This window comes from Cellulomonas uda, from assembly GCF_006538705.1.
GTDB classification, from domain to species: Bacteria; Actinomycetota; Actinomycetes; order Actinomycetales; family Cellulomonadaceae; genus Cellulomonas; species Cellulomonas uda.
The window spans coordinates 1-12,426 of sequence record NZ_BJLP01000016.1 but is presented as its reverse complement, the minus strand read 5'-3'; the positions used below and the strand labels follow the sequence as shown (position 1 = coordinate 12,426).

General features: G+C 72.9%; 11 protein-coding genes. 2 read left to right on the top strand and 9 right to left on the bottom strand.

What is annotated here, in order from left to right:
* Positions 1-22 precede the first annotated feature (22 nt).
* On the top strand, positions 23-1,879 hold the full coding sequence (locus CUD01_RS06170) for a phospho-sugar mutase (protein WP_141319554.1): 1,857 nt from the start codon (positions 23-25) through the stop codon (positions 1,877-1,879).
* A gap of 69 nt (positions 1,880-1,948) precedes the next feature.
* On the opposite strand, the gene deoC is transcribed toward CUD01_RS06170, so the two are convergent.
* The 9 genes from deoC to CUD01_RS06125 all read right to left on the bottom strand — a co-directional run bounded on the left by deoC (position 1,949) and on the right by CUD01_RS06125 (position 11,393).
* Positions 1,949-2,635: a deoxyribose-phosphate aldolase gene (deoC, locus tag CUD01_RS06165; protein WP_141319552.1), complete on the bottom strand. Its 687-nt coding sequence runs from the start codon at positions 2,633-2,635 to the stop codon at positions 1,949-1,951.
* Positions 2,632-3,750: an adenosine deaminase gene (locus CUD01_RS06160; protein WP_141319632.1), complete on the bottom strand. Its 1,119-nt coding sequence runs from the start codon at positions 3,748-3,750 to the stop codon at positions 2,632-2,634. The genes deoC and CUD01_RS06160 overlap by 4 nt, the downstream gene beginning before the upstream one ends.
* Before the next feature lie 104 nt (positions 3,751-3,854).
* Positions 3,855-4,088, bottom strand: coding sequence for a hypothetical protein (locus CUD01_RS06155; protein WP_094179378.1), 234 nt, complete (start codon positions 4,086-4,088; stop codon positions 3,855-3,857).
* A 178-nt stretch (positions 4,089-4,266) separates the two neighbouring features.
* Complete coding sequence (locus tag CUD01_RS06150) at positions 4,267-5,556, bottom strand: thymidine phosphorylase (RefSeq protein ID WP_094179377.1); 1,290 nt, start codon at positions 5,554-5,556, stop codon at positions 4,267-4,269.
* A complete protein-coding gene (locus CUD01_RS06145) occupies positions 5,553-5,951 on the bottom strand; it encodes a cytidine deaminase (protein ID WP_094179376.1) in 399 nt (132 codons plus the stop codon). Before CUD01_RS06145 ends, CUD01_RS06150 begins: the two co-directional genes overlap by 4 nt.
* 13 nt (positions 5,952-5,964) lie before the next feature.
* Entirely contained in the window at positions 5,965-7,266 is a 1,302-nt protein-coding gene (locus tag CUD01_RS06140) for an ABC transporter permease (RefSeq protein WP_141319550.1), read from the bottom strand.
* Complete coding sequence (locus CUD01_RS06135; RefSeq protein ID WP_371860760.1) at positions 7,263-8,564, bottom strand: ABC transporter permease; 1,302 nt, start codon at positions 8,562-8,564, stop codon at positions 7,263-7,265. Before CUD01_RS06135 ends, CUD01_RS06140 begins: the two co-directional genes overlap by 4 nt.
* Entirely contained in the window at positions 8,561-10,180 is a 1,620-nt protein-coding gene (locus tag CUD01_RS06130) for an ABC transporter ATP-binding protein (RefSeq protein ID WP_141319548.1), read from the bottom strand. The genes CUD01_RS06135 and CUD01_RS06130 overlap by 4 nt, the downstream gene beginning before the upstream one ends.
* A 91-nt stretch (positions 10,181-10,271) precedes the next feature.
* Positions 10,272-11,393 carry a BMP family lipoprotein gene (locus tag CUD01_RS06125; protein ID WP_141319546.1) on the bottom strand — a complete coding sequence of 374 codons (1,122 nt, stop codon included), beginning with the start codon at positions 11,391-11,393 and terminating at the stop codon, positions 10,272-10,274.
* Positions 11,394-11,803: 410 nt separating this feature from the next.
* Here CUD01_RS06125 and CUD01_RS06120 point away from each other — a divergent pair, with 410 nt between their 5' ends.
* Positions 11,804-12,358, top strand: a complete 555-nt coding sequence (locus CUD01_RS06120) for a hypothetical protein (protein ID WP_141319544.1) — start codon at positions 11,804-11,806, stop codon at positions 12,356-12,358.
* Positions 12,359-12,426 lie beyond the last annotated feature (68 nt).

The window sequence follows — 12,426 nt, the reverse complement described above, 5'->3', positions numbered from 1 at the left end:
TACTGGTCAGTACGTTGGGGGCATGAGCGCCGACGACGCGTGGGATGACCTCACGGCCCGGGTCGAGGCATGGATCGCCGACGACCCGGACCCCGAGACCGCGGACGAGCTGCGCGAGCTGCTGCGCCTCGCGCAGGAGTCCCCGCCCGGGCTCGAGGAGGGCGCCGACCCGGACCTCGAGCAGCTCACGGTGCTGCGCACCGCGCGGCACGCGCGAGCCGAGCTCGCCGACCGGTTCTCCGGGCTGCTCCAGTTCGGCACCGCGGGGCTGCGCGGCGCGATCGCCGGCGGCCCGCACCGCATGAACCGCGCGGTGGTGATCCGCGCCGCGTCGGGGCTCGCGGACTACCTGCTCGGCGAGCTCGACGGCCTCACCCCGGCGCCGCGCGTCGTCGTCGGCTACGACGCGCGCCGCAAGTCCGAGCAGTTCGCCCTCGACACCGCCGCCGTCCTGACGGCCGTCGGCATCGAGGTGCTCCTGCTCCCCCGCCCGCTGCCCACCCCGGTGCTCGCGTTCTGCGTGCGCCGGTTCGACGCCGACGCGGGCGTCATGGTCACCGCGTCGCACAACCCGCCGCAGGACAACGGCTACAAGGTCTACCTCGGCGGGCGCGTCGTGACCGACAGCGGCCAGGGCGCGCAGATCGTGCCGCCCGCCGACTCGGCGATCGCCGCCGAGATCGCCCGCGTGCCGTCCGTCGCGTCCGTGCCGCGGGCCGACCACGGCTGGACCGTGCTGGGCGAGGACGTCGTCGACGCGTACGTCGACGCGACGCTCACGCTGGCCGACCCGACCGTGCGCGCGGTCGCCGGCGACCTGTCCGTCGTGCTGACCCCGCTGCACGGCGTGGGCGGCGCGGTCGCGCAGCGTGTGCTCGCCGAGGCGGGGTTCACGGACGTGCTCGTCGTCCCCGAGCAGGAGCAGCCCGATCCTGCCTTCCCCACGGTCGCGTTCCCCAACCCCGAGGAGCCGGGCGCGATCGACCTCGCGCTCGGTCTCGCGTCCGACCGCGGCGCCGACCTCGTGATCGCGCTCGACCCGGACGCCGACCGGTGCGCGGTCGCAATCCAGGACCCGCGCGCACGCGCGTACCGCGGACCCGACACGGCGGCGGCCGAGGGCTGGCGCATGCTGCACGGCGACGAGACGGGCGCGCTCCTCGGGCAGGTCGCCGCCGAGCGGATGGCCGCCGACGGCGGGCCGCTCGACCCCGAGGCCGCGTTCGCGAGCTCGATCGTCTCCTCGCGCCAGCTCGCGCAGATCGCGCAGCGGGCGGGCGTGCGCCACGTCCAGACCTTGACGGGCTTCAAGTGGCTCTCGCGCGTCGACGGCCTGGTGTTCGCGTACGAGGAGGCGCTCGGCTACTGCGTGGCTCCCGGCACCGTACGGGACAAGGACGGCATCTCGGCCGCGCTGCTCGTCGCCGGCCTCGCGGCGCGGCTCAAGGCGTCGGGGAGCACGCTGGTCGATGCGCTCGACGACCTCGCGCGCACGCACGGGCTGTACCTCACCGGCCAGGTGTCGGCCCGGTACGACGACCTCGCGGCGATCCCCGCGACCGTCGGCCGGGTCCGGACGCAGCCGCCCACCACGCTCGGCGGCTCCCCCGTCACGCGCGTCGTCGACCTCGCGCACGGGACCGACGAGGAGCGCGGCGGGCTGCCGCCCACCGAGGGGCTGCGGCTCGACGCGGCCGACGGCACGCGCGTCATCGTGCGCCCCTCGGGCACCGAGCCGAAGGTCAAGTGCTACCTCGAGGTGGTCGAGCCGGTCGTGCCCGACGCCGATGAGGCCGCGGTCGGTGTCGCCCGCCACCGCGCGCGCGAGCGCCTCGACGCGGTCGCCTCCGACGTCCGCGCGGCCCTCGGCATCGCCTGACACACCGAACGGGTGGAGAAGCGCTCGTCTGGTGAGCGCTTCTCCACCCGTCACCGCGAGCGGGGTGGCTCAGTAGGCAGACTCGGACTCCAGGCCCGCGAGGACCGCGGCCGTGCCGGACAGGCCGAGACGCGTCGCGCCGGCCTCGATCATCGCCAGCGCGTCGCCCGCCGAGCGGATGCCGCCCGACGCCTTGACGCCGAGCCGACCGCCCACGGTGTCGGCCATGATGCGCACCGCGTGCACCGACGCGCCACCCGCGGGGTGGAACCCCGTCGAGGTCTTGACGAAGTCCGCACCGGCCGCCGCCGCGGCCTTGCACACGTGCACGATCTCGTGGTCGCTGAGCGCCGCGGACTCGATGATGACCTTGAGCACGGCGGGCGCGGGGATCGCGGCGCGGACGGCGGCGATGTCCGCCTGCACGTCGTCGAACCGTTCCTCCTTGGCCGCGCCCACGTCGATCACCATGTCGACCTCGTCGGCCCCGTCCGCGACCGCACGCGCGGCCTCGGCGGCCTTCACCTCGCTGTGATGCTTGCCCGACGGGAACCCGCACACCGTGGCGACCTTGAGGCCGGGCGCCCCCGAGACGTCGACGGGCAGGAACGACGGCGACACGCAGATCGAGTAGACGCCGAGGCGGCCCGCCTCGACGACGAGCGCGTCGACGTCCGCGCGGGTGGCCTCGGGCTTGAGCAGCGTGTGGTCGACGAACTGGGCGAGGGCTGCTGCGTCGAGCGGGTCGTGGGTCATGCGCGGTGCCTTCCTCCCCGGGCCGCGGCGTACGCGGGCCGGATCACGGTGTCGATGAGCGCGGCGCGCTCGTCGTGGTGGAGGAACGCCTGCGCGGCCGCGGTGACCGCGACGTCCTCCAGGTCGTGCAGCGTCCAGCCCGCCTGCTCGACGAGCAGCGCGAGCTCGCGGCCGAGCGTGGTGCCGGACTGCAGCCGGTTGTCGGTGTTGACGGTGACCGCGAAGCCCAGCCGGCGCAGCCGGGTCACCGGGTGCTCCGCGACCGAGGGTGCGGCGCCGGTCTGGACGTTCGACGACGGGCACACCTCGAGCGCGAGCCGCTGGTCGCGCACCCAGTGCGCGACCAGGCCGAACCGGTCGCCGAGGTCGTCGGAGCCCACGTCGTCGACGAGCCGCACGCCGTGGCCCAGCCGCAACGCACCCGCCGCGACCGCGTCGGACACGGACTCCACACCGGCCGCCTCGCCCGCGTGCAGCGTGAACGGGAAGTGCGCCGCGCGCAGCATCGCGAACACCTCGGGGTGCGCGGACGCCGGGTAGCCGTCCTCCGGGCCCGCGAGGTCGAAGCCGACCACACCGGCGTCCCGGTTGGCGACCGCCAGCTCGGCGACCTCCGCCCAGCGGTCCAGGTGCCGCATCGCGCACAGCACCAGCTGGACCCGGACCGGGGTGCCGGCCTCGCGCGCCTGCGTGACGCCCTCGTCCACACCCGCGCCGACCGCGTCCACGACCTCCTGCAGGCTCAGCCCGCCCTCGACGTGCTGCTCGGGCGCGTACCGCAGCTCGGCGTACACCACGCCGTCCGCCGCGAGGTCGAGCACCGCCTCCCGCGCGACGCGGCGCAGCGCGTCGGCGGTCTGCAGCACCGCGACCGTGTGCGCGAACGTCTCCAGGTACCGCTCGAGCGAGCCGGCCGACGCGGCGTCGACGAACCAGGCCGCCAGCTCGCCCGGGTCCGTCGCGGGCAGCGCGTGGTCGATCTGCGCCGCGAGCTCGACGAGCGTGGCCGGACGCAGCCCGCCGTCGAGGTGGTCGTGCAGCAGCACCTTCGGCAACGAGGGGACCAACGCGACGAGCGCCTGCACCGCGTCGGGGACCGCGTCGTCCGCCTGCACCACCTCGGCGGACTGCTCGCCGGCGCCCTCCTCGGTCCTGCCGCCGGCGTCCTCGTCAGCCCTGTCGCCGGCCGTGTCGTGCGTCGGTTCGTCCGTCTTCTTGCTCACGCCTCGTCCTCGTCGTCGTCCAGGGGGACCTCGGTGTCCTGCTCGACGACGTCCGCCTCGTCGGCGGCGCCGTCACGGTCGGGCCGCGCGAAGTCCGGGACGTACTCCTCCGGGTCCGGCGCGTCGGCGGGCCGGTCCGTCTCGTCGTCGGTCAGCCGGGCGGGGACGGCCGGGTCGGCGGGCTCGAGCCCCGCGTCCCGCCAGGCGTCAGGTCCGGGCAGCGTGCTCATCGCGTCCTCCTCGTCGCCGGGTCGTCCTGCTCATCCTTCTCCCGTGCCCTGTCCGCCGCCAGTGGGCCTTCGGCCCTGGTCAGCGGCCCTGCCCGGCAGCCCTGGTCGGCAGCCCTGGTCCGCAGCACCGCACGGCCGCACCGGCATCGGGCGCCGGGCGCCGGCAGGGTGCCGGTGGTCAGGCCGTGACCCGGCCGAGCACCAGCGGGCCGGCACCGGGCGCAGCGGCGGGGTCGACGACCACGCCGCCGTCCAGGGCCTCGCGCGCCCGCGCGAACCGCTCCGGGGTGTCGGTGTGCAGCGTGAGCAGCTTCTGGCCCGCGGTGACGCGGTCGCCCGGACGCACGTGGATCTGCACGCCCGCGCCCGCCTGGACCGGGTCCTCCTTGCGGGCGCGTCCCGCACCGAGGCGCCACGCCGCGATGCCGACCGCGTACGCGTCGAGCGTCGTGAGCACGCCGTCGCTCTGCGCGACGACGTCCTCGGTCTCGCGCGCCACGGGCAGCGTCGCGTCCGGGTCGCCGCCCTGGGCCGCGATCATGCGCCGCCACACGTCCATCGCGCGGCCGTCCGCGAGCGCCGCCGCCGGGTCCGCGTCGGGGCGTCCCGCGGCGTCGAGCATCTCGCGCGCGAGCGCGAGCGTGAGCTCGACGACGTCCGCCGGACCGCCGCCCGCGAGCACCTCCACGGACTCGCGCACCTCGAGCGCGTTGCCCGCGGTCAGGCCGAGCGGGGTGGACATGTCGGTGAGCAGCGCGACGGTCGTGACGCCCGCGTCCGTGCCGAGCTCGACCATCGTGCGCGCGAGCTCGGTGGCGCGGTCGAGGTCCTTCATGAACGCGCCCGAGCCGACCTTGACGTCGAGCACGAGCGAGCCCGTGCCCTCGGCGATCTTCTTGCTCATGATCGAGCTCGCGATGAGCGGGATCGCCTCGACCGTGCCCGTGACGTCGCGCAGCGCGTAGAGCTTGCGGTCCGCGGGTGCGAGGCCGGAGCCGGCCTGGCAGATCACCGCTCCCACGTCGGCGAGCTGGCGCATCATCTCGTCGTTGCTGAGCGCCGCGCGCCAGCCGGGGATGGACTCGAGCTTGTCGAGCGTGCCGCCGGTGTGGCCGAGCCCGCGGCCGGACAGCTGCGGCACCGCGACGTCGAACACCGCGACGAGCGGCGCGAGCGGCAGCGTGATCTTGTCCCCCACGCCGCCGGTCGAGTGCTTGTCCGAGGTCGGGCGGCCCAGGTCGGCGAACGACATGCGCTCGCCGGAGGCGATCATCGCGGCGGTCCACCGCGCGATCTCCGCGCGGTCCATCCCATTGAGCAGGATCGCCATGTTGAGCGCGGACATCTGCTCGTCGGCCACCACGCCGCGCGTGTACGCGTCGATGACCCAGTCGATCTGCGCGTCGCTCAGCCGGTGCCCGTCACGCTTCGCGACGATGACGTCGACCGCGTCGAACTGCTCGCTCATGCTCGCTCCTCCAGGTCGGCGGGCCCGAACGCGTCGGGCAGCACCTGGTCCATCGTCCGTACTCCCGACACGGTCTCGAGCACGAGCCGCGGACCGCCGTGCTCGAACAGCAGCTGGCGGCAGCGCCCGCACGGCATGAGCACGTCGCCATGCCCGTCGACGCACGTGAACGCGACCAGCCGCCCGCCGCCCGACATCACGAGCGCCGAGACGAGCGAGCACTCCGCGCACAGCGTCACGCCGTAGCTCGCGTTCTCGATGTTCGCCCCGCTGACCACGCGCCCGTCGTCGACGATCGCCGCGGCACCCACGGGGAACCGCGAGTACGGCACGTACGCGTGGCGCATCGCCTCCGTCGCGACCGCACGCAGCGCGTCCCAGTCGACTTCCTTCACCTGACGACCTGCCTCACTTGGCGTACGGGATGCCCTCGGCCGCCGGCGGGCGCACCCGGCCGACGAGCCCGGCGACGGCGAAGATCGTCACGACGTACGGCGTCATGAGCATGATCTGCGACGGGATGGGCGTGCCGATGATGCCGAGCACCACCTGCAGGTTGTCGGAGAAGCCGAACAGCAGCGCGGCGGCGAGCGCCCCGACCGGGTTCCACCGGCCGAGGATCATCGCGGCCAGGGCGATGAAGCCCTTGCCTCCGGTCATCTCCTTGCCGAACGCGAGACCGGCCGCGACGGTGAAGAACGCGCCGCCGAGACCGGCGACCGCGCCGCCCAGCAGCGTGGCGCGCATGCGCGTGCGGTTGACCTTGATGCCGACGGTGTCCGCGGCCTTCGGGTGCTCGCCGACGGACCGCAGGCGCAGGCCCCACCGGCTGCGGAACAGGAAGATCTGCAACAGGGCGACGACGACGTACATGATGTAGACGAGCGCGGTCTGCCGGAACAGCACGGGTCCGACGACCGGGATCTGGCTGAGCAGCGGGATGTCGATCGTCTGGAGCTTGGGCGGCGAGTTGAACGTGGCCGCGTCGTTCTTCAGCACGGTGGAGAACAGGTAGCTCGTGACGCCGACGACGAGCACGTTGAGCACGACGCCGACGATGATCTGGTTCACCACGTACCGGATCGAGAACAGCACGAGCAGGGCACCGACGAGCGCTCCCGCGATCGGCGCGGCGACGAGCCCGGCGTACGCGGACTGCGTGATCGACGCGACGACGGCCGCGAGGAACGCGCCCGCGAGCAGCTGCCCCTCGATGGCGACGTTGACGATGCCGGACCGTTCGCACAGCGTGCCCGCGAGCGCCCCGAACACCAGCGGGATCGCGAGGAACAGCGAGCCCTGCAGCAGCCCGGTCAGCGGCATGGGCGAGGCCTTGCCCGCGTCCGCCCAGGTGAGGAACGCGAGGATCACGGCGACGCCGAACAGGACCGGCAGCCACACGCCGACCTTCCGGCGCCGGCTCGCGGCCCGGTAGGAGTAGGCGGCGAGCGCGAGCGCGACGAGGGACAGCACGATCGCGGTGAGCTTGGACGGCACCGTGACCGGGTCGATCGTGACGAAGTCCTTGCTCGTCGAGACCGTGAAGGTCGACTCCAGCCCACCCTCCGGGAGCAGCCCGAACAGCACCAGGGAGAGCACGCCGACCACGCCGTAGCCGATCGGGGCCTTGTAGGAGATCGGGGGCAGCGGCTTGGTCTGCGCCGGTCCGGCGCCCGCGGGCGTCGGACGGTCCGTCGTCGGGGCGCTCACGCGGCCACCTCCTTCGTCGTGGGGCGGGGCGCGCGCTCGCGCCGGGTGCCGGGGGTCGGCAGGTGGAAGACCGCACGGACGAGCGGCGGTGCCGCGATGAACAGCACGACGAGCGACTGGACGACGAGCACGACGTCGATCGGCGTGCCCGTGCGCGCCTGCATCGCGAACCCGCCCGCGCGCAGCGCGCCGAACAGCAGACCGGCGAAGAACGTGCCGAGCGGCTTGGACCGGCCGAGCAGCGCGACCGTGATCGCGTCGAACCCGAAGCTCGCGGCCACGTCCGCGGTGAGGACTTTGTCCGTGCCGAGCACCTGCGCGGAGCCGCCCAGCCCGGCGAGCGCACCCGCGACCACCATGACCCAGACGAACGACGCGTTCACCGAGATGCCGGCGGTGCGCGCGGCGTGCAGGTTCGAGCCGACCGCGCGGAACTTGAAGCCGATGGTCGAGCGGCTCATGAGCCACCAGACGAACACCGCCGCGAGCACCGCGACGACGAACCCCCAGTGCAGGCGGAACTGCCCGCCGAGGAGCGCCGGGTACTGCGCCGACTCGGGCACGGGCGGCGAGATCGGGTTGGTGCTGCCCGGGTTCTTGAGCACCGACGTCGTCAGCAGGTACGCGACGAGGTACACGGCGATGTTGTTGAGCATGATCGTCGTGATGACCTCGTGCGCACCGGTGCGCGCCTTGAGGAAGCCGGCGATCCCGGCCCACAGACCGCCCGCGACCGCGGCCGCGAGCATCGCGACGAGCAGGTGCAGCACCGGGGGCAGGTCGAGGTGGAACGCGACCCAGCCGGCGCCGACCGCGCCGAGGATGATCTGCCCCTGGGCGCCGATGTTGAACAGGCCCGCACGGAACCCGATGCCGAGGCCGAGACCCGCGAGGATCAGCGGCACCGACGTCGTCATGGTCTCGGTCAGCGGCTTGATCGACGCCGCGAACGTGTCCTTGCTCGGGTCGTACACCGCGCCGTGGAACAGCGCGACGTAGGCGCTGGACACGGCGTCCCACGCGGCCGTGAGGGTGTCCGTCGGCTTGGAGAAGAAGTAGCCCGCGGCCTTCTGGACCTCCTCGTCCGCCGCGGCGATGAGCACGCCGGACAGGACGAGCGCGAGCACGACCGCGAGCACCGTGACGAGCCACCCGCTCGACAGGATCTCGCGCAGCACCGAGCTGCTGCGCGGCTCGGGCTGCTCCTTCGTCGTCGTCACCGCGTCGGTGCCGGTGCCCGCCGGGGGCGGGACGTGCTCGCCGGGAGCGCCGTCGGGAAGTGGTGGCGTGGTGCTCACCGGTCTGCCTCCTGGGTGGGGTCCTGCGAGCCGGGCGCGTCGGTGACGTCGTCGTCCGTCTCGAGGTCGAGCTCGCCGAGCACCGTGTGGTGGCTCGCCGCCTGGGCCCGGGCCTCCGCGAGCGGCACGCCGGCCATCATCAGACCGAGCACGTCGCGGTCGGTGTCGCCGGGCACGGTGCCGACGATCCGACCGCGGTACATCACGACGATCCGGTCGGCCAGCGCGAGCACCTCGTCGAGCTCGGTGGACACGATGATCACGGGGGTGCCGTGGTCCCGCTCCTGCACGATCCGCTTGTGCACGAACTCGATGGACCCGACGTCGAGGCCGCGCGTGGGCTGCGACGCGATGAACAGCCGCAGCGGCCGGCTCATCTCGCGCGCGAGCACGACCTTCTGCTGGTTGCCGCCCGACAGCGTGCCGGCGGGCGCGTCGATCGACGGCGTGCGCACGTCGAACTCGACCGTGCGGTGCTCGGCGTTCGCGCGGACCTTGGCGAGGTCCATCTGCACGCCCCGGGCGAACGGCTCCTCGTCGTGCAGGTCGAGGACCAGGTTCTCCGCCACGGTGAAGTCGGCGACGAGGCCGTCGAGCGTCCGGTCCTCGGGGACGAAGCCGACGCCCGAGCGCAGCACCTCCTTGACGCTGCGGCCGGCGAGGTCGGTGCCGTCCAGCCGCACGGCACCCGCGACCGGCTTCTGCAGGCCGAGGATGACCTCGGTCAGCTCGGTCTGCCCGTTGCCCTGCACGCCGGCGATCGCGACGATCTCGCCGCGTGACACCTCGAAGCTCACGTCGTCGACCTGCCGCACGCCGGCGGCGTCGATGACGGTCAGCCCGCGGACCTCGAGGCCGACCGCGCCGGGCTCGGCCGGCGCCTTGTCGACGCCCAGGGACACGGAGCGGCCGACCATGAGGGAGGCGAGCTCGGTCTCGCTCGACGTGGGCTCGGCGGTGCCGACGACCTTCCCCCGACGGATCACGGTGATCGTGTCCGCGACGGCCCGGACCTCGCGCAGCTTGTGCGTGATGAAGACGATGGACGTGCCCGACTCCTTGAGCTGGCGCATGATCGCGATCAGCTCGTCGGTCTCCTGCGGCGTGAGCACCGCGGTGGGCTCGTCGAGGATGAGGACCTCGGCGCGGCGCGAGAGCGCCTTGATGATCTCGACGCGCTGCTGCGCGCCCACGGGCAGGTCCTCGACGAGCGCGTCGGGGTCCACGTCGAACCCGAAGCGGTCGGAGATCTCCCGCACCGTGCGGCGGGCCTGCGCGAGGTCGAGGATGCCGCCGCCCTTGACCGGCTCGTGCCCGAGGGCGACGTTCTCCGCGACGGTGAACACCGGCACGAGCATGAAGTGCTGGTGCACCATGCCGATCCCGGCCGCCATCGCGTCGCCGGGGCCGACGAACGTGCGCGCCTGGTCGTCGAGCAGGATCTCGCCCTCGTCGGGGTCGTACAGCCCGTAGAGCACGTTCATGAGCGTGCTCTTGCCGGCGCCGTTCTCGCCGAGCAGGGCGTGGATCTCGCCGGGCTCGATCACGAGGTCGATGTGGTCGTTCGCCACCAGCGCGCCGAACCGCTTGGTGATGCCCCGCAGCTCGAGCTTCACGAGGTCACGCTCCTTCGCGTCGTTGCTTGCACATTAGCCGCACCGGCACGACGGTGGCCCGGGCGCGTGCCCGGGCCACCGTCGTGGGCCGTCAGTTCTGGCTCGGCGACTCGACCTTCAGCTCACCGCTGATGATCTGCTGCTTGAGCTCCTCGACGCGCGTGGTGACCTCGGCGGGCACCTTCGACTCGAAGTCGTGGAACGGGGCGATGCCGATGCCGCCGTTCTCGAGAGTGCCGACGTAGGGCTCGGAGGAGAAGCTGCCCGCGGCGGCCTCCTTGACCGTGTCGTACACCGCCTGGCCGATCTCCTTCATGACGGAGGTCAGGACGATGCTCGAGTAGTCCGGCGCCGTGAGGAACCAGTCGGCGTCGACGCCGACGAGCGCGACGTCGCCCGCGTCCTTCGCGGCGGCCGCAGCACCGAGGCCGACGGGGCCGGCGACGGGCATGATGACGTCCGCACCCTGGTCGATGAAGCCCTTGGCGAGGTTCTGGCCGTTGGCCTGGTTCTCGAAGTCACCCGTGAACGAGCCGGTCTGCTTGGCCTTGTCCCAGCCGAGGACCTTGACCGTCTTGCCCGAGTCGGTGTTGTACTGCGCGACGCCGTCGGCGAAGCCGTCCATGAAGATCGAGACGGACGGCAGCTGGATGCCGCCGAACGTGGCGACCGTGCCGGTGGCGCTCGTACCCGCGGCGACGTAGCCGGCGAGGAAGGCGGCCTCCTGCGTGTTGAACAGCAGCGGCTTGGCGTTCTTGATCGTCACGACGCCACCCTCGGCGTCACGGAACGGCGAGTCGATCAGCGCGAACTCGACGTCCGCGTTCGCCTCGGCCGCGGCCTGGATCGGGTCCTCGAGGAGGAAGCCGACGCCGATGACCAGGTTGCAGTCGTCGGCGATCATCTGGTCGATGTTCGGCGTGAAGTCCGTCGCGGCGGTCGACTCGACCATGTTGATCTGGACGCCCAGCTCGTCGGCCGCGCGCTGCAGGCCCTCGGCACCGGACTGGTTGAACGACTTGTCCTCGAAGCCGCCGGAGTCGGAGACCATGCATGCCTTGAAGTCGACCTCCTCGGGCGCGGCCGCGGTGGTCTCGCCGCCGGTCGCCCCCGCACCGGGCGTCGTGTCGTCGTCGCTGGGGGCGCTGCCACAGGCCGTGAGCGCGAGGGCGACCGCCCCGCTGAGCGCGGCCACACGGATGAGCTTCTTCACGCGTGTCTCCTGGGTTCTCGTCAGAGCACCGACCCGGCGCGTCGGTGGACGCACGTCCCCCGGCACGCACGGTGCCGCGGTGCGGCGGGTGCACCAGATCGCACGGGCCGGTCGTTGGATCGGACTCTAGTGAGCGCGAGGTGACGCGCATGTTACCGGGGAGTATCCCTGCAGGTTCCGTTACCGAGTTGGGACATCAGCCCAGGTGACGGACGTGCCGTCTCACCAGGTGATCAGGACGCCGACCGCGAACCGGTCGAAGCCACACGCCTCGGGCGCGCCCGGACGCGCCGGGCGACACGCCGTGCAGGGCTGCGCCGTTCGGGTGATCCGCTGCCCGGGGCATGTCGGCGTCGGGTGACGGGTGTCACAGTGACGCGTCCGTCCGGACCAGACAAAGGGGGAAACCCGTGACAACCACCACCCGTCGCCGACTCGCCTCGACCGCCCTGCTCCTCGCGCTCGGCATCGGCACGCCGGTCGCCCTGGCCGCGCCCGCCTCGGCGACCTCGTGCACCGCGCTCAGCGCGTCGGTGTCCGCCTGCTCGAAGGTGACGTCCGTCCAGGCGACCAGCTTCAAGGTCGCCTACCGCGACTCGGCGATCAACCGCACGGGGAGCTCGATGTCGTTGACGTGCACCGCGTCGAGCACCACCTCGGCGTCCCACACCGTCAGCGCGACCGTCGAGGCGGCGGTCAAGGCGTCGATCCTGGCCGAGTTCAAGGCCTCGGTCACCTCGGGCGTCTCGGCGAGCATGTCGACGACGTACGGCTCGAGCATCACCGTCAACGTCCCGGCCAAGTCGACGCGCTACTGCACCTACGGCATCTACGTGCCCAAGGTCAGCGGCAACACCTCCTACGACGCGTACAGCGCCGGCAAGCACACGCACATCAAGACCGTCACGTGGACCTCCACCGCGCCGCAGCGGCTCGGCTGGCAGGTGACGACCACCCCGATCTGATGACCGCCCCGCGACGACGCGGGCGCGCGTGGGTCCTCGCCGTGGCGGCCGTCGCCGCCACGGCGGGG